Below are 18,231 nucleotides of genomic sequence, written 5' to 3' on the forward strand. Positions count from 1 at the left end.
ATCTTTAACCTCACTGATGAATCATGCTACAAATTTCTAATACAGTGTTCCTGGACGATCGCGAAATCGAGATTAGTGCGATTCGCTCTCAAGGCGCGGGGGGGCAAAATGTAAATAAGGTGGCGAGTGCGATTCACTTGCGCTTTGATATCCCAGCTTCCTCATTGCCCGATCGCTACAAGGAGCGTTTGTTGCAAATCAACGACCAGCGCATCACCTCCGAAGGTGTGATTGTGATTAAAGCCCAGGAACACCGCAGCCAGGAACAAAACCGGGAGGAGGCTTTGAGACGGCTGCAAGAGCTGATTAAAAGTGCGATCGTCATACCGAAAAGGCGCAAACCCAGCAAAGCAACTCGTAGTTCCCAGCGCAAGCGTCTCGACAGCAAAACCAAGCGAGGCCAGATTAAAGCTCTGAGAGGGAAAGTCACGGATTGAGCGATGAAAGGTCGATCGGGCTTCTGAGTTTTTAGTTATAGCGTTTGTATTTTCCGGGCTTGGGTGCATGACTCAAACCCGTTTCCCTAGACATTTCCGAACCCCTGCGGGTTAGTTGTCGTTAGGCGAGGGCGATCGACTTGGTAAGTCATCGGGAATTTTAGTTACGTCTAATCCTAAAAGCTCAAACATAGTTTTTAGAGAAACCTGGTACAGGTTAGCCAGTGCAGCTACGTTTTCAACAGTTGGCATGGACTTTCCTGATTCCCAGTCAGCTTGCATCCGCTCAGAAACGCCGATATGTTGTTTGACTTGAGGGCGGGTTAGGCCAGCTTGTTCTCTGAGAAGCCTTAATGGAGACTTCTCCTTTTCTTGCAAATTTTCTTCCACAGTACATGAAGTTTGTTTCATGAAGCGAACCTCTTGACATGGTTTTTTAGATGAAGTAGACTTCATGTATAGCGACCAAACAAAGGCCCCCTGGCGAGCCTACTTTCGTCAAAATGCAGGTTTGAAAGACCGCCTTATTTTTAGTGTCTATCAATTGTGCCTGCATACCCAAGCGTATTTTCGGGGCAAGGGCGCATACCTCAAGCCCTTTTTCCTCAACGCCGAGGAGGTGATGCCATGTAAAAGGTCGATCGACCTCACAGCACAGTCCAACTCAAAATTGTATCAAAGATCCAGACCAAAACTTCTACTTTGCGATCGCACAGCTTCCGTGCTATCGTGCCCTTTCTCGAACCATTCCAGATCATGTCCACATCAATTGACAACTTCTACCTAGGCGATGTCGCCTCCAACTTTCACTTTGCAGGCCCGCTGCTAGACTTTGAAGAAGAAATCCAGAATCAATCTCCCTTTCACGATTTAGACTACCTGACAGGCGAAATTAAAAGGGGATTCCTAGACTACGTGCGTCAAGGAATCATGCTGGACGCGATCCGAAAGCTGCGATTGTACAAAGACAAGTTCAAAACTTTTAAAACTTACTGCGAACAAGCATTAGGCAGGCAGTATTTTTACTGCACGCAAATTATCAAAGCTGCTGGCATTTGCCTGCGCTTGATTAAAGCCGGATTTGAGATTTTGCCTAGCTGCGTCGCTCAAGTTGTCCCTTTGTTTAAACACGCAATCACCGACCAATACGGCGACAGTCCTTTGCAGGAAAAGTGGCAAGAAGTTGTTGATGTCATACCCAAAGAAAGGATTACCGCAGTAACTATTGCCGAAACAGTTGACAACAATCCCAACCTCCGGCTCAAACAAATTCGGATTAAAACCGACACTTACGCCATTTTAACGAAAAAAGCAGCCGCAGCCGGCCTGTCAATTTCCGAATTTTTGGCAAGGTTGGTGGACGAATACAATCCCAGAAACTTAGAGCGGCCAGCAGAACATACTCCCGAACAAGAGGAGATTTTAGACCAATTAGACGCGGAGTTTAAGAAGCCAGCAACGGGACAGAGTTCAACTTCTGCCCAAGGCAAAGTTAAGTCTAAAGGTTTTGGAGTGAAAGTTGAGCCGAAAGGTGGTAAAAAGGAAGTTAAGGCGAAAAGTTCTGAAGGGGAAGTTAAGGCGAAAAGTTCTGAAGCTGAAGTTAAGTTAAAAAATCGGCAAGCTGAAATCAAAGCCGAGAAACAGTCGAATTCATTTAATGAGAAAAATCATGAAGTCATCTGCCCAAAATCCAATCATGCGTCAACTGAAATTAATGGAGGTTCAACTGAACGAAATTCAGTGCCACCTTATTAAAGCCACTGTGTTGAATTGGTGGCAAATAGTTTTGCCTGACGGTCAGAAGATTGCGATCGAGCACGCGGGCGGCGGACACTGGATTTTTCGGGCTAACGGGCTGGAAAAATCTCATCCAGAAGTGCGGCTAGCGGTGTTAAGAGCGATCGCCGAAGGCTGTCGCCGATAAGTTACGGCTAAGGACACGGCGCGGTGCCGTGTCCTGAGATGGACTGGCGGACTGGTGGGCTGGGGGCGATCGGCATTAGTTGCTATTGCGATCGGAATTTCCCAACAGTGGGGCCAAGTTTAAAGTTCCCGCGTTGTGGGCGGAGGGTTGGTGTCAACAATGTTTTATGGGGTTTGGGGAGCAATGCCTTAGCAGAGCCTTTTGCTACATCTAGGCCAAGCAGCATTAGGCTAGCCCTAAATTCGTAACATTTTATTCTCCGACTATACTCAAAAGACATTTCCAATAATCAACTTGAAATCCTTGTACCGAGGTAGCTGAATCTTAATTTATGCAGATGTCTAATACCCTGCCTTACTCAATTGGATGAAGCAATTGCTCAATTGTCTCCACTAACGTTTCAGGATCGACAGGCTTGGGAAGATGCTTTTGAAATCCGGCTGCTAGTGCTTGCTGTTGATTGGTCTTACCTGCATACGCAGTGAGCGCGATCGCGGGAATCTCTCCTCCCTCCTGTGTGGATAGTTGTCTGACTTGACGAATCAACATATAGCCATCAATTTGTGGCATTCCAATATCAGCAATCAAAACATCTGGCTTAGATTCATTGAGCTTTTGTAGCGCATCTTTAGCTGAAGATACAGAGATAACTGTGGCTCCCGCTTCCTCCAAAATACATTGAACTAACTCTAAATTGTCTACTTCGTCATCAACTGCCAGGATACATAATCTAGCCAAGGGTGAAGTGTGAGCATTGAGTGATAGAATGTCCTTCTGCTCACTGTTTGGATCATTGCTTCTGGCTAATAAGGGAAGCGTGACAGTAAATGTTGCTCCCTGTTCTTCTCCAAAACTTTCGGCTTTGACAGTTCCACCATGTAGCTCAACGACGTGACGCACGATCGCTAATCCCAGCCCTAACCCACCAAATGTTCTGGTAATACTGCTATCGGCTTGTCGAAATGTGTCAAATACATAGGGAATAAATTCGGGCTTAATCCCTTTTCCTGTATCCCTGACTTGAATTTGAGCAGAGGAATCAATCGTTTTTAGCTCAACTTCAACTCGACCTCCAGTTGGGGTGAACTTAATGGCATTGGTCAGCAAATTCCACACAACCTGTTGCAATCGGGTAGCATCTCCTAACACATCGCCGACATTGGGTTCTAGCTGGGTTTCAATTTGAATGTTTTTCGCTTCGGCGGCTAAACTAACTGTTTCGATCGCAGCTTTAAGAGTTGTTTTCAAATTAATAGGAGTAGAGTTCAAACTCAGCTTGCCTTGCAGAATGCGAGAAATATCGAGCAAATCCTCAATCAGTTGAACTTGCAACTGGGTATTGCGTTCAATCGTTTCGAGAGCTACCGCCGTCTTGCCAGAATCCAGGGTTCCCCTTCGCAGCAGTCGAGTCCAACCCAGAATCGGATTCAACGGAGTTCGCAATTCGTGCGACAAGACAGCTAAGAACTCATCTTTAATTCGGTTAGCTGCTTCTGCTTGTGTCCGTGCTTGCGATTCTGACTCGTAGAGCCGTGCTCGGTCGATCGACTGCGCCGACTGCTGTGCCAGTGCCAAAACGAAAGCCTGATCGCTTTCGGAAAGTCGGGGAACGGTCGAAAAACTAAGCGATAGCCCACCAACGGCTTGTCCTTCAATCAACAATGGCACTGAAATCCAGGCTTCTGAACCAACCTTGGCATAAGCTTGGGCTAAATCAGGATAACGGGCAATTCGGTTTTCGATAGTTTCTAGCCACACAGGTTGCCCAGTTCGCACGGCTTCTGCGAGAGGATAGGGTGCATGAATCGAAAAACTGCGCTTAAATTCTCCTACGTGCTCAAAGCCAATCGATTGAATAATATCCAGTTCGCTTGCATCCTGATTTAATACGGCAACCAAACCAGAACTCGCTCCCAGTGCCGACATTCCCTGTTCAATAATGACCTGAGCCACTTGAGCCGAGGTTAGTGATTCAGACACAGCCGTCATCACCGCCAGCAGTCGAGCCGTGCGGTTAGCAGCGAGTTCGGCGGCTAATTTCGCTTGTTGTGTTTCATTATAGAGACGAGCATTATCAATGGCGATCGCTGCTCGCTGAGCCAATTCTTCAGCCAGGCCAATGTCTTCCAGGCGATAGCGGCGATCGGATTCAGTAAACACAAAGGTAATGCTACCCAACACGCGCCCGCGTGCCTGTAGCGGTGCAATGATGCAGGACTTTAACCCAACTCCACGTAAGATTTCCAGGTATTCAGCATTCGGCACTGCGGCAACTAACAGTTCATCTGTAATCTCAATCCCAATTTCAACCTGTCCTGTTTGCATGACTTTAGCAATGCCATACCCATCATCGAGATGTCTGGGGAAGCGTTGAGCCAACTCCCAGCCAAACTTCACTTTTTCGGGATCTGAATGAGCCATTGCAACACGACCAATTGTGCGATCGTCATTCAGCAGATCGACACTACACCAATCTGCAAAATAAGGAACTGCCAGCTTTGCAACGCTTTGGAGAGTTTGTTCATACTCCAGCGAAGACGAAAGAACAGCACTCACTTCCGCTAAAAATGCTGATTTTTCCTGAGAATTCTCTGCTAAAGCACGGGCTGCCTGTTCTTGAACAAGCTGTACTCGTTCGTCTTCGGTTTGCTTGCGTTCAGTAATGTCGCTGAAAGCAGCAATGATATTGATAATTTGTCCCTCTGCGTCAAACAAAGGGGAAGCATTGATCGAGAGAATCGTGCGAGTTCCATCGGCATGGCTAATGCCATGTTCAATACCATAAACAGGCTCACCTGTTTGCATAACCCTCGCAAACGGCAGTTCATCTTTTGGGAAAGGATGACCTTCCACGGTTGTAATGAACCAGGATGGATCGTTATAGCCTCGCTCCACAATGTCGCTGCTAGTTAATCTTAAAATCCTCTCTGCTGCCTTATTTGCGGCAATAATCTGTCCGGTAGAATCTAGAATAGTGATGCCATCAGGAATAGTTTGGAAGATGCTGGATAATTGCGCTTCACCCTCACGCAGAGCAGTTTCTGCCTGCTTGCGTTGTGTAATATCGTGCATCACGACAACAGCACCCTGTTTTTCGCCGTTGGCGGCAATAATCGCCTGTCCAGTTGCTAACAGCATTCGCGCAGTTCCCTGCTGTGGAACAATCATCATTTCCACATTACGAACGTTGTGTCCTTGCAATGCCTGAAACAGGGGAATATCCTCTGTATTCATGGGTGTTTTGCCGTCGGGCAAATACAAGTTATAATACTGAGCCCATTGAGCCGGTGGAACTGGCTGCTGAGGTAATCCATGAAAATCTTTAGCTGCTTGGTTAAATACAGTCAATATGCCATCTGCATCACAAGCGACAATACCAGCTTGAACGTTGTTTAGGATTGCCTTCAAAAAGTCCTGTTCTTTCTGAAGAGTGGCTTCCACCTCCTGGCACTTGGCGATTTCGGCTTTCAATTGTCGATCAATTTGAGATGTCTCAGTCGTGTCTTGGAAGTAAATAAGTAAGCCATCTTCACTCTTGATGAGGCGAATTCTCAAACACTTGTTGAGTGAGGGGTAGTGTTCTTCAAACTCGATGGCAGTTTGCGTTGCGATCGCTCGATGGGAATAATTATATAGCTCCGAGGTAAAATCTACCGAAAATACAGTCCATATATTTTTGCCGATTAGGTGTTGTCGCTTCCTGTTTAAAAGCTCCTCTGCTTTATGGTTGACATAGGTGCAGCGCCACTCTGAATTAATAGAAATAAAGGCCTCAGCTATGTGATCTACTATCACCGCAAATCGTCGTGCTTCGAGTGCTTGGCAGTGCGTACATAGCTCTTGAGGAAAATTTACAGTAAGCTCTTCTCGATGATTCAAGGAGTTTGTACGTTCTACATTCATTGCGGTTAGTCCTGCCTATTTACCTATTATGTCAGTTATTGTTAGGGAATCAAGATATAATATGCCCAAAACCTAAGCCATTCAGTGTTTAAGCACACGGGCGATCGCAAATCATGGGACAGCACCGCTAAAAATTCGTCTTTAATCCGGTTAGCGGCTTCTGCTTCGGAGCGTGCAAGGCGATCGCGTTCTAAAAGTTATTCTTTTTCTTGTTCTGCTTGCTTGCGCTTTGTTCACGGATGGGGATGGTGCCTACGAGAATCGGGCTAGCGTTTCTTTAACACCGAACTCATGCAAACTATGCAACTGCTCAGTAACAGCCTCGACGAAACGTGGCAACCCTACTAAATCTCTGACCTAGACATATTCTGTCATTCCTAATTGAGAATGCCAAATCTAGCAGTTTGGTTATAGAAACAAGTTTTAGAAACAACAAAACCCGCTCTCTGGGCGGGTTTTAGGTATGGACACAACTGGACTCGAACCAGTGACCCCTACGATGTCAACGTAGTGCTCTAACCAACTGAGCTATGCGTCCTCACGAATTCCTAATGTAGCAGAACACTAGATCGCCTGTCAAGCATAAATATAAGATTTTTAAGCAGGCACTCTTGACATCGCCCCTAATGCCCGATCGCCCGCCAAATCTTCACAGTTCGATCGCCCGCACCGCTAGCCAAACTCTCCCCATCAGCACTAAACGCCACCGACAAAACTTCCCCCCCGTGGCCCGTCAGAATTTCCAGCAAACCCCCCGTACCCGCATCCCACAAATAAATCGTGCCATCCCGACTCCCCGTCGCCAAAACCCGACCATCGGGACTCAACGCCACACACAAAACATCCCCAGAATTGTCCCTCATACTCCGCAACAGCGTTCCACGCGCCTGTGCATCCACCCGCCACAGCTTCGCCGTACCATCCCGACTCCCCGTCGCCAAAATTAATCCTTCTCCTACTCCCCCCCTTACCAAGGGGGGGCTGGGGGGAGTCGCAAAAACGATCGCCCGCACCCAATCCCCGTGCTCCGCCAGAGTACAAATCGATCGACCCTTTTGCCAATCCCACAACTGCACAGTCTTGTCCCGACTCCCACTAGCCAAAAACTCCCCGCCAGCACTAAAAGCTACGGCTTCCACCCCGCCAGCGTGACCAGTCAAAGCCGACATCCCCTTTCCCTTATTCAAATTCCACAACTGCACAGTTTTGTCCCGACTGCCGCTAGCCAAAACCTGACCATCCCGACTGAAGGCCACAGCAGCAACCCTGTCAGAATGACCAGCCAAAGCGTACCACCACTTACCCTTATTCAAATCCCAAATATGAATCATTTTGTCCCGGCCGCCACTAGCCAAACTCGCGCCATCAGGACTAAACGCCACACAAGTCACCCAGTCAGAATGACCCGTGAGGGTGTACCACCGCTTACCCGCATCCAACTTCCACATCTCAATCGTCTTATCCTCACTGCCGCTAGCTAAAGTCGCGCCATCAGGACTGAAAGTTACCGACGTGACAGCATTAGAATGCCCTACCAGAGTATGAACACACCTCCAAGTAGGCGCGCGTGCGGGTACAACCCGCTGCATCGGCGGCACAGGTATGATTGTGCCTGCAACCGTTGGCGGCACTGCATTCTGCACCACAGGCGTCCTCTGCGGCATGGAAATAGCAGGGGCCGCCGGAGTCGGAACCTGTGCCGCCGACTGCTGCGGCTGCAAATCTTTCAATACCTCAGCTACAGATTTGTAGCGCCGACTGAGACTCGATTCAATCATTTTGTCGAGGATGCGACTTAATTTCGGATCGATTGGAACCTTCAAAAAGTCTCGCCAAACCCAAGCATCTTGATTGAGATCGAACAAATCAAAAGGAGATATTTGAGTCAGCAAATAAATGCAAGTTACTCCCAAACTGTACAAATCGCTCGCATAAACCGCTTGACCTCTAATTTGTTCCGGCGCCACAAATTCGGGAGAACCGATGACTGTACCGGTTTCTCTCAAACCCTCCACAACTTTTGCAGCGCCAAAATCAACTAAAACTAATTCCCCGGTTAATGTTGGGTAAGTATAAATGATGGGAGTTTGAGAAATGCGGCGCCGGATAATGTTGGGCGGTTTAATATCTCGGTGAATTACACTGCGATCGTGCACGAACTGCAATACTGGCAATAAATCCTTCAGCAGACTGAGAATTTTACTTTCGCTGAAAGGCCCAGTCCGCGCCAACTCTTCCTGTAAATTTTGACCTTCTATAAATTCCTGTACCAAATACTGATAGCGTTCCTGCTGAAAGTGCGCCAGCAGTTCGGGAATTTGCGGGTGTTTCCCCAATTCGTCCAGCCGCACTGCTTCTCGGTTGAATAATTCTGCTGCTTTTTCGCTGCTGCTGGTACCTTGAGATAGCGGGAAAAACTGTTTAATTGCACAGCGGGGTTTTGAGGGTTTGTCTTGGTCTATTGCTAAAAAAGTCCGACCGAAACCGCCGCGCCCGAGGGGTTTGATGGCGCGGTAACGTTCTCTCAGCAACAGTTTGGAGCCGCAATTCAGGCAGAATTGGGTACGATCGGCATTTTGCGGGTTTTGACAGGCGGGGTTTAGGCAGTAACTCATAACTGAACCGAGAAGGAATCAGCAGCATCTCTCTATGATACTGAGGCAAAAGGCCGATCGACTCTCGCGTTACAATTATAGTCCTGGACGCACGGGCGACCCGAAACCTGGTGTTTAACCCAAATATTTGCTTAAAACTTTCACTCTCGGTTCAAAAACCCGGTTTCTTTGTTCGGGTGCATAAGTCCTAATTTAGAAATTAAAAAACTAAAATCATGACTACAAACTGGTTAGTAGTCATAACTTTAGTCATCAGAATTCAAGAAGTCGCTTTAACGTTCAGAGCATACTCTTTAAACCTTTCCAAGTCAGCCATAAGAGTCGATTCAACTACTCGCGCTAGAAATGAATTGTCCATCAATTTTGCCAGCCAGCCGGGAACTCCATAAGCTACCGTCAGTTTGACAATGCTGCTGTTTTTGCGATCGTAAAATCTGATCGCACCCCGATTTGGCAAACCGTCTACCGATTCCCACTGAATTATCTGATGTGGCACTACTTTGAGAATCCGAGAAAGCCAGCTAAATTCTAACCCGCCAGTTGCGAGTTTCCAGCGCGACAATTCCGGGTTGTCTTCGAGAATGCGAACTGATTCGATCCACTTCATCCAGCGCGGCATTTGCTCTAAGTCTGACCAGAGTTGCCACGCTAATTCGATGGGAATTGCTATTTCTACTTGGACGCTGTGTTCTAACCAATCAGTCATGCGATTTTAGATTTTAGATTGTAGATTTTAGATTGTGGATTTCTCGTTACTAGGCTGTGCCTGGTAAGCCATTTCACTATTGCTCTGCTTCGCGTTTTCTGTCTAAATACGGGAGGCAGAGCCTCCTGATAGGCATTCCCAGGCTATTCCTGGGAACGAGGAATATCGCTTGTAGTCGATTTTTCGCTCCCCCTAAATCCCCCTTAATAAGGAGGACTTTGATAACGCTCTTTTCCCCCCCTGCTTATTCAGGGGGGAGCGAGACGACTAATGACTAATGACTGTAAGCTTCGAGAATGGCCTTAGCTGCTTGATGACCTGAAAGTGTCGCTCCTTCCATGCTATCAATGTAGTCTTGCTGAGTGTAACTTCCTGCTAGAAAGAAATTGGCTATCGGAGTTTTTTGAGCAGGGCGGAAAACATCCATTCCCGGTGCTTCGCGATACAAAGATTGAGCGAGCTTAACTACACTGTACCAAGTCATATTTAGTTCCCGCGCTGACGGAAATAAATCCTGAACTTGCTTAAGTACGTGTTGGGCGATCGCCTCATTGCTTTGTTTAATAAACGGATCTCCCGGTGTCAGCACCAACTGCAGCAGCGAGCCTTGTCCTTCCTTATAATAATCCTTGGGACTTGCCAGCGCTAGGTCTGCAAAACAGGAAAAGTCTGCATCTGCTGAATACAGCAAATTATCGATTCCTACAGCATGGCTCAACTGTTTGCGCTTGGCTTCGTCTTCCAGTTCCGTTACCCAACCGTCGAACCGCAATTGTACTGTAGCAACTGGCACCGCATCTAACTTATAAATGTTGTCAAATTCTGACCATTTGCGCCAAGCTGGAGGCAATATTTTCTGAATTCCCGGCACATCTAATGCAAAAACATAAGCATCGGCGGTAATAGTTTCTTCCGTTTCGCCGCTAGCTATTGCCAAACCAGTTACATGAGTTTCTGCACCTTCTTGAAACTGGATTTCTCGAACTCGGCGCCGCGTGTGGATTTTCGTTCCTTTGCTTTCCAAATATTCCACAATTGGTTTGTGCAAATATTCATTGGGAGAACCGGCTAGCATCCGCATGACAGAGGCTTCGGTTTTTGATGCAAAGAATTGAAAGATTGTCAACATACACCTGGCAGAAATATTTTCAGTGTCGATAAAGCCCAGTGCGTAGGCGATCGGATTCCACATTCTTTTGAGCGAGTTTTGGTTGCCACCTTGGCTGCGGAACCAGTCAGCGAAGCTAATTTTATCCAAATCGCGGATAGTTTTCATTGCTCCGTCAAAGTCTATCAAACCTCGGACGATCGGGCTAGTTCCCAGGGCGATCGCATTTTGAATTTTGTCTTGTACGGATAGCTGGGATGTAGTAAAAAATGCCTTCAACCCGTGCAAAGGAGCACCCACCGGAAACCGAAAATCCAAAGAACCAGTTTCGCCGCCTCGATTGATAAAAGTGTGGACGTGTTCTTTGAGGAGCAAATCGTCAAAAGCCCCCACTTTTTTCATCAGGGCAAATAAGTTATAATAGCAGCCGAAGAAAACGTGCAAACCCATTTCAACGTGATTGCCGTCGGGATCTACCCAACTGCCAACTTTGCCGCCGACAAAGGGGCGGGATTCAAAAATTTCTACTTCGTGGCCGGCCTCCACTAAATCGACTGCTGTGGTCATTCCAGCCAGTCCCGCACCTGCGATCGCAACCCGCATTTTACCTATCCTTTCCCGTATTTTTACAGATTGTAACAAATTTTAGAATTTCCGAAACATTCAAAGTTCATAAATGCCGATCGACACTTGTACACCCCTCTGAATTCTTGCTAGGACATCGGCACTAAGTTGACCGTAAGGGCCTTGTTCCAGATAAGTCTTTTGGACAGTTATAATTTGCTCGCAGACAGCAAGCAAGTCAGATTCCAACCCTCCTTCACCGTGCCGTAATCAAAACCCGAGTCGGAGTTTCGCCCCCTCTCAAATCGCTAGTAAAAGGGACAATCAGTACAGTACGGCTCAATTCATTCCGGCTATCTATGGAAACAACGGCAACAGGACGCTTTTTGGTATCCCCGATCGTTCGCAAAGCTCTAACAAGATAAACTGCGCCTTGTCGCGGATAAGTTTCTGTCATTGTCTCAAAGACCTTCCTCTATTAAAATTTCTTCCATTTGTTCCTGAGCAAATGTTGCCCCTTCTTCCTCAAACTCAATATCTTCTTGGCTGCGGTTTTGATAAAATTTTCCCAACTTATCTTCTATTTGCTTAGCGTACCAGAGACGGAGAGCTTGTTCGATCGTCTCCGTACAATCATCAGTAAGTTTGTCTATTTTATCCGCGAATTCAGTATCAAGGGCGACTAACACTTCTCGCTTTTGAGCAGAATTTGACATCATCATTTTCTTTGAAAATTTAACAACTATGGTGCGCTCCAGCGCACCTTACAAATTACTTTTACCTCTTTCTTCTCAAAACAGTCATACAGTCAACAGTCAACAGTCAACTAACTTTAAAACATCGGCATCAACTGAAGTGGGCCAATTCCCAAGTCTTTAGCAGACACCCAGCGCACCTCAAGCAAAGCGATCATATCCTTAAACTGAGGCTGACCGCGAGAAGCACCCATCAACCCTTTAGCAATAATCAAACCGCACCAACCGTTGGTTAATTTACAGCGGCGATCCCACTTCTTGCGAGCTTCCTGATGCACGGGATCGTCTTCATTAAACTCCCCAAACAAATACAGCTCCCCATTTTTAGTTTGCAGAATACCCAAGTCATATTGCTCATCCTGAAAAGGATTTTCGCCCGGATTAAAACCAATCCCCTTCACGCCTCCAGCTTCTTTCAAATCCTGAATCATAGTTTTTGCCTTCGGATGAGAAGTTTGGATCATCACCACCGGCAAACCATCTCCGGCTGTATTAATATCAATTTCTGCACCTTGGTGAAACTGGACACTTTGGCGCAGGAACTCTACTGTTTCCCAAGGTACGGCGCCGAGACTCAAAAATGAATTTTGCGGCACCAAATCGTCCCGCAGCAGTGGCTTGTCAAATTCATCATCATCATCCTCGTCATCATCGTCATCATCACCGAGCATCTGTAATAATTCGTCTGACACATCCGGCATCGTTGAAACTTTAACGGATACCTGTTGAATTTCTCCGTCAGGCTGCGGAACTGGGATGCGGTAGCGGCTGCTAAGACTGGGAAAAGTCTCTGAACCCAATTTCCGGCGGGCGTTGCGGAAAAAGCGGTGAAATGCTTCGAGAGCAACTAACATCGTGAGGGCTTCTTCTTCGTAAAGAATCGATCGCAATCCTTCTAAAGGATGTAGGTTGCCGAAATTGGGTTCAATTTCCGATGGAGGCAAATCAGCTAAATCAATTTCGTCCTCGTCGTCGTCCTCATCAATATCTGCTGCACTTTCAAAGGTAACAAACAAACAGTCTTGCCCTAAAAAAGCCTGTTCTAAATCTTCAAAAGATTCATCGTTGACGACTCGTTCTCGAAACCGCTTCAAGGATTCTAGAGAGCGGTACAGTAAAACTCCGTAATCCATTCTGCCTTGCCCCAATACGGACACGTAGAGGCTGGCGACATCCCACTGATTGATTTCAATAGATATAATTTGATGTTCGCTCAAAGTTCGCCACGGAGCATCTTGCCAAATTTGAGCAGCTTTTTCCATTAAAACTTCAGCATACTGAGGGGGCAACTCAGGAGGTCTGTTGATCGCGACCTCTTCCATGCCGCGAAATATTTCGTCAATTAAGGGCAATTCCGGCACGTAGTCAATGGAAATGCTTAAATCTTGAAGTACGCCCCGCAGATAAAATTGAATTTCTCGGTTTTTGACTACTATTTTTTGGGGCCGACCTGCAGGAGCCGGGCTTTGGGGATGTTCCATTGCCCGTAGCAGGGCTCGGACGATCGCCTCTGGGCCGGCATCTGGGCCTACCATGTCCATAGCCCTCACGACTCCCTCGGAGCCATCGACCCAGAGAATGCACTCGCCACCAGCTTCTAGAACGTCATCGTCATCTAGCATCATGTGCGAGTCAGCATTAGATAAGGGTCGGCGATCGCCCTCCCACACGCTGGGAATTTGAGGTAAGTTTTGTAGCCGACGAAGAGTAGAGCGATTCAGCGCTGCCATAGAGTAAGCCCGTTGAGTGAAGCATTGTTGCGGTGCCGGTAGTCGGTCAACCGCTGCTTCTCAATCATAAACCCTATAGGGGGAGAGGGCATCAAGCTTGGGAACGAGGCCCCACGGGAATTAAAAATTAGAAGCTAAAAATTCTGCCTTCAGCATTTAACCGAATGCCTTCTGGCGAATGCCTGTACAATGGAGCAATAAGATTAAACTCTTAGCATTAGACAGTCTCAGGAGTTCGGCAAATTATGACTCAAGCCATTTCTGAAAAGCGGGGCATTCAAATGACGGACTCTGCTGTCCGTCAAGTTTTAGCCCTGAGAGAAAAACAAGGTAAAGACCTTTGCTTGCGGGTAGGGGTGCGCCAGGGCGGATGCTCTGGAATGTCCTACGTGATGGATTTCGCAGACCCAAGCACTGTGAAATCCGACGATGAAGTATTCGACTACGACGGTTTTCAGGTAGTTTGCGATCGCAAGAGCATTCTTTATCTCTACGGTTTGGTTCTCGACTTCAGCGATGCTATGATCGGGGGCGGTTTTCAGTTTACTAACCCCAACGCAACTCAAACTTGCGGTTGTGGCAGTTCTTTTTCTACATAAATCGGAAAAGAGGGCATGGGGCAGAAAGTTGTTAACTGCCCCATGCCCTTTTCCATGCAACATCCCAAATCTAAAATCTAAAATCGAATGACCCCTGAAGAATTGTTTAAAGACGGTTTCGATCGCTACCAAGCTGGCGAAGCCCCGGCTAATCTGATCCCCGTGTTTAAAGAAGTGTGCGAGAAAGCTCCCAAAAATGGCAATGCCTGGGCTAGCCTCGCGTGGCTCTACCTGTTAGAAAATAAACCCGCACCGGCTCAAAAGGCAGCGAAAACCGCCGTTAAATTGAACCCTCACGACCCTCAAGCTCGAATCAATCTAGCAGTAGCGATCCTCGATCTCAAAGAGAAAGGAGTGCGCCCCCATGTAGAAGTGGCTCAGCAATTACTGATGGCTTCCGAAGAGTTGCTCGACGAAGTTAAAAAAAATTTTGAAGAAGGATTAAGCAGAAAACCCGACTGGAAGAGTCTCGCCCGCGTTAAACAGTGGCTTCTGGAGCCGTAACCCCGCAAACAAGTCGATGTGTGGGCGGGGAGCGACGAAAGTGGCGTTGCGGTTTATTACGACATCGTAATAAATCAATAAATAACTTTATGGAAAACTCAGAAAGTCAGTGCTAGTATTTGAAGACTTAGACGATTGACAAACCCGCTCAGCGGTTTTCAGATTTTACTACGATAATACTAGGAGTTGTAAAAACATGAGCAATGACAGCCACGTTAACATCAAACCAGCAACCCGCAACCACAAAGGTTTCTTTATTCAGCCCGCTTCTTACAAATTGATGAGCATCGATAAATCTGGCTGGGCCTTGATTTGCATGGACAAAGCAGTTTGTCACTATGTAGATCCTGATGACTTGCAATTGCCGAATAAATCCGGAATGTCTGAAGGTTAATTCTGAAGTTTTGAGAGACTTTAAGATGCTTTATTTGAGTAGCTGCCCTCTGTGGAGGGCAGCATCTTTTTTTGGTCAGGAAAAACTCCGGCCACGCGCAGTGAATCGAGATTTAAGGGATAGAAGGATAGAAGGAAAAATTACCGGTTAGATTTCAAGGCAAAAAGCATCTCCAACTCAGCAGTTGTCGGTTGTGTAGAAGCTGTGGCTACGCTAACTCCTCGGAGAGAATTCAGCAATTCAGCGACGGGCGGGGAAACTAAATTTGGCTGTACTGCGAGCAAATATTGGTTAGCCCAAGACATGGTTTTTTCCATATCTATGTAAAAATAACCTTGATTGGCCCGCGGTAAAGAAGTAGCGATCGCCTGAAAACTCGGACTGCTGCTTAACGGTTGCGGTGGCGTCGAAGTAATCACATCAACTAAAGGCCCGCCGAAAGCTACAAACACAGAATTTTCATTCAGCCAACCGTGCCCGAATAAAGTGCCTTGCTGGGGTATTTGCCACTCCGTAACTTCTTTGCCTTGAACTTGTCTGGGGGCGACACTGACTGTAGGATTGCTTTTGGCGATCGCATCGAGCTTTTTCAGAGTTGCTTCGGCGGCAGGGCGATCGCTCGTTTCAAAAATCATCGCCGCCCCCATCCCCAACTGAGACAAAATCCCTTGATTGGAACCGATCGCCCCGATCGCAAATTCCCCGTTCATCCAACCAAAAACCTCTCGATCCGCATCCAGATCCAACCGCTTAAAACTATCCCTCACCTGCTGAACTCCCCTGTCAACTTCCGGGCTATCTTTTGCCTCAGCGGTTGCTTGCGACCAAATTTTATCGATTCCCTTGCCGCCGACTAAAGCAATAGTTTCATCCGGAAATCTGGGCAACAATTTCGATGCGACTTGTGGATTTTGCTGCACGAATTTCGGGTCTAACTGAGCAATAGTTTTTACCCTCAATCCCTCACTATCCGCTCCAATTCCCGCTACCAAAGACTTAACTTGTTTGAACTGCGAAAACACTGTCCAAGGCAACTGAATATCTGCGGGCAAATTAGCTTTCAATTGCTCAATTGCAGCAGGATAATCAGCAATATAAACAGTTGCGATCGGATTCTTGACACCAGCACTCTCTGCAAAAAACTTAGTTGTACTCTGCTGCGTAGCGAGGGAGGGTTCTCCTTTAAAAGTATCGATCGCCAATTCCACAGGCTTTCTCAAAGGAGCCATCACTAATTGGTCGTTCAGCAAAGCCACACTGTAGCGCTTGCCAGTTGGCTCTGCAATCTCAGAAATTTTAACTCCTTTATACTCGGTTTCTTGAGTAGTTGCACCGGGCTGAGATTTTAATTTATTCGCAAAATTCCAAGCGCTAATTTTATTTTTGACGCTGACTACAACCAGCAGCTTAGGAGGCTCGGTTTTTGCCGCAGCATCAGGGGGCAACAAAGCGACCATCGCCCCCCCCAGCCAAGGTTTTAAGTCCCTGTCAAAGTCGATTTGAGTGCCTGCCAAGCTTTGTTCTTGAAAGGTCTTCAAACCCATCCCGACCAACTTTTGAGCCCCTGGCGTGCCAAATCGCTGCAACTTTGACAACGCTTGGGGATTGGGGGAGATGAACGCGGCCATCATTGCTTCGTCGGGTACAACTTTGGCGCTGTCTTGAGGGTTAGATACTTGTTGGCTCAAACCCTGGAAGTAAAAGTAGACCGCAGCGCTACCTGCTGCGGCGATGGAGGCAGCAATTAGAAGCTTTGATTTTTTTGCAGGCATGGTTTGTTTTCCTCGCGTCCCATATCAGTTTAATCAAAATACAGAAAGCTTGTGGGGAGGCGATCGAGGCTGCTCTTTATTTTTGTATAATTCAAAACAAGTTTGGACGATCGTCTAAACTGCTAGAACTGTGCATTATTGGTAAAAGATGAAAGTAGCGATCGCGGGAGCAACGGGATTTGTAGGTAGCCGGCTGGTGGAGAAGCTGCAAGCTGCGGGACATCAAGTGGTGGTTTTGAGCAGGGATGCGGCGAAGGCTGGCCGAGTTTTTCCCGCTTCAGCTTATCCGAATTTGGAAGTTGTCGCCTACACTCCAGCGGAGTCTGGTGATTGGCAAAAGTCGATCGCTGGCTGCGACGCTGTTGTCAATTTAGCAGGGGTTCCGATTGCGGAGGAAAGGTGGACGGAGGCGCGCCAGCAAGCAATTCTGGACAGTCGCAGACTGACGACGGCAAAATTGGTGGAGGCGATCGTCAATGCTAATCCTAGACCATCGGTGTTTGTTAGCGCATCGGCGATCGGCTATTACGGAACCAGCGAAACCGCTGAGTTTGACGAAACTAGCCCTGCGGGAAACGATTTTTTAGCAGCAGTGTGCAAAGACTGGGAAGCAGCGGCCCAACCTGCAAAAAATGCGGGAACGCGGCTAGCAATTTTGCGGCTGGGGATAGTTTTGGGAATGGGAGGCGCGTTGGCAAAAATGCTGCCACCTTTTAAACTATTTGCTGGCGGCCCCCTCGGCACTGGGAAACAGTGGTTTTCTTGGATTCACCGCGAGGATGTGGTTGATTTAATTTTGTATGCTTTGCAAAATTCGCAAGTTCAAGGCGTTTTGAATGCGACAGCACCGAATCCGGTGCGGATGAATGAATTGTGTCAAACTTTAGGGGAAGTTTTGCAGCGGCCTTCTTGGTTGCCGGTGCCAGGTTTTGCTTTAGAAATGCTTTTGGGAGACGGGGCAAAACTTGTTTTGGAAGGGCAGAAAGTGTTGCCGAAACAAACTTTAGCTAGCGGTTTTAAATATCAATATCCCACGCTGAAATTAGCACTCGAAGAGATTTTATCGGGAAGCTAGGAACCTACGGAATAGAACCCGCCGAATAGAATTCGGGGCTAAACAAACAAAGTCCGCCTGCGCGGACTCAAACAAAATTCCTCGTTACCAGGCAGAGCCTGGTAACGAGCTACATGAGGTTTTTGACTCCCCACGCGACCATCCA

The 18,231-nt window shown here is 47.3% G+C and carries 16 protein-coding genes and 1 tRNA gene; 7 read left to right on the top strand and 10 right to left on the bottom strand.

The genetic code is table 11. The annotated features are described in order from the left end of the window. Window positions 1-23 precede the first annotated feature (23 nt). Window positions 24-437, top strand: coding sequence for an alternative ribosome rescue aminoacyl-tRNA hydrolase ArfB (gene arfB, locus QUA42_RS17310; protein ID WP_190732410.1), 414 nt, complete (start codon window positions 24-26; stop codon window positions 435-437). Window positions 438-548: 111 nt separating this feature from the next. On the opposite strand, the gene QUA42_RS17315 is transcribed toward arfB, so the two are convergent. Next, entirely contained in the window at window positions 549-848 is a 300-nt protein-coding gene (locus QUA42_RS17315; protein ID WP_172187562.1) for a helix-turn-helix domain-containing protein, read from the bottom strand. Window positions 849-1,193: 345 nt separating this feature from the next. Between QUA42_RS17315 and QUA42_RS17320 the strand changes: the two genes are divergently transcribed. Beyond that, entirely contained in the window at window positions 1,194-2,192 is a 999-nt protein-coding gene (locus QUA42_RS17320; protein WP_333138558.1) for a hypothetical protein, read from the top strand. 7 nt (window positions 2,193-2,199) lie between these two features. Beyond that, window positions 2,200-2,361, top strand: coding sequence for a hypothetical protein (locus tag QUA42_RS17325; RefSeq protein WP_246276752.1), 162 nt, complete (start codon window positions 2,200-2,202; stop codon window positions 2,359-2,361). Window positions 2,362-2,715: 354 nt separating this feature from the next. Here the strand turns inward: QUA42_RS17325 and QUA42_RS17330 are convergent, their stop codons facing one another. From QUA42_RS17330 to QUA42_RS17365, 8 genes are all read right to left on the bottom strand, one after another. After that, entirely contained in the window at window positions 2,716-6,264 is a 3,549-nt protein-coding gene (locus QUA42_RS17330) for a PAS domain S-box protein (RefSeq protein WP_333138560.1), read from the bottom strand. Window positions 6,265-6,728: 464 nt separating this feature from the next. Further along, a tRNA-Val gene (locus tag QUA42_RS17335) sits at window positions 6,729-6,802 on the bottom strand. Window positions 6,803-6,887: 85 nt separating this feature from the next. Continuing rightward, window positions 6,888-8,879 carry a serine/threonine-protein kinase gene (locus tag QUA42_RS17340; RefSeq protein WP_333138562.1) on the bottom strand — a complete coding sequence of 664 codons (1,992 nt, stop codon included), beginning with the start codon at window positions 8,877-8,879 and terminating at the stop codon, window positions 6,888-6,890. Window positions 8,880-9,138: 259 nt separating this feature from the next. Beyond that, window positions 9,139-9,585 carry an SRPBCC family protein gene (locus QUA42_RS17345; protein WP_333138564.1) on the bottom strand — a complete coding sequence of 149 codons (447 nt, stop codon included), beginning with the start codon at window positions 9,583-9,585 and terminating at the stop codon, window positions 9,139-9,141. A 274-nt stretch (window positions 9,586-9,859) separates the two neighbouring features. Then, window positions 9,860-11,296, bottom strand: a complete 1,437-nt coding sequence (gene zds, locus QUA42_RS17350) for a 9,9'-di-cis-zeta-carotene desaturase (RefSeq protein ID WP_333138600.1) — start codon at window positions 11,294-11,296, stop codon at window positions 9,860-9,862. Window positions 11,297-11,513: 217 nt separating this feature from the next. Continuing rightward, window positions 11,514-11,714: a type II toxin-antitoxin system PemK/MazF family toxin gene (locus tag QUA42_RS17355; RefSeq protein ID WP_333138566.1), complete on the bottom strand. Its 201-nt coding sequence runs from the start codon at window positions 11,712-11,714 to the stop codon at window positions 11,514-11,516. 4 nt (window positions 11,715-11,718) lie between these two features. Further along, the gene (locus QUA42_RS17360) at window positions 11,719-11,979 is read right to left on the bottom strand and encodes a hypothetical protein (protein ID WP_333138568.1); all 261 of its coding nucleotides are present in this window, start codon (window positions 11,977-11,979) and stop codon (window positions 11,719-11,721) included. Window positions 11,980-12,089: 110 nt separating this feature from the next. Further along, a complete protein-coding gene (locus tag QUA42_RS17365) occupies window positions 12,090-13,742 on the bottom strand; it encodes a DUF6930 domain-containing protein (RefSeq protein ID WP_333138570.1) in 1,653 nt (550 codons plus the stop codon). A gap of 245 nt (window positions 13,743-13,987) precedes the next feature. On the opposite strand from QUA42_RS17365, the gene QUA42_RS17370 reads away from it, so the two are divergent. The 3 genes from QUA42_RS17370 to QUA42_RS17380 all read left to right on the top strand — a co-directional run bounded on the left by QUA42_RS17370 (window position 13,988) and on the right by QUA42_RS17380 (window position 15,239). Next, window positions 13,988-14,341, top strand: a complete 354-nt coding sequence (locus tag QUA42_RS17370; RefSeq protein WP_006632680.1) for a HesB/IscA family protein — start codon at window positions 13,988-13,990, stop codon at window positions 14,339-14,341. Between the two features lie 87 nt (window positions 14,342-14,428). Further along, entirely contained in the window at window positions 14,429-14,845 is a 417-nt protein-coding gene (locus QUA42_RS17375) for a tetratricopeptide repeat protein (RefSeq protein WP_190743632.1), read from the top strand. Between the two features lie 196 nt (window positions 14,846-15,041). Further along, window positions 15,042-15,239, top strand: a complete 198-nt coding sequence (locus QUA42_RS17380; protein ID WP_172187588.1) for a hypothetical protein — start codon at window positions 15,042-15,044, stop codon at window positions 15,237-15,239. 140 nt (window positions 15,240-15,379) lie between these two features. On the opposite strand, the gene QUA42_RS17385 is transcribed toward QUA42_RS17380, so the two are convergent. After that, window positions 15,380-17,011, bottom strand: a complete 1,632-nt coding sequence (locus QUA42_RS17385) for a DUF3352 domain-containing protein (RefSeq protein ID WP_333138572.1) — start codon at window positions 17,009-17,011, stop codon at window positions 15,380-15,382. Window positions 17,012-17,159: 148 nt separating this feature from the next. On the opposite strand from QUA42_RS17385, the gene thyD reads away from it, so the two are divergent. Further along, the gene (gene thyD / locus QUA42_RS17390) at window positions 17,160-18,086 is read left to right on the top strand and encodes a thylakoid membrane protein ThyD (protein ID WP_333138574.1); all 927 of its coding nucleotides are present in this window, start codon (window positions 17,160-17,162) and stop codon (window positions 18,084-18,086) included. Window positions 18,087-18,231 lie beyond the last annotated feature (145 nt).

It is taken from the genome of Microcoleus sp. Pol11C2 (assembly GCF_036701505.1).
In the GTDB taxonomy this organism is placed as follows: Bacteria; Cyanobacteriota; Cyanobacteriia; order Cyanobacteriales; family Microcoleaceae; genus Microcoleus.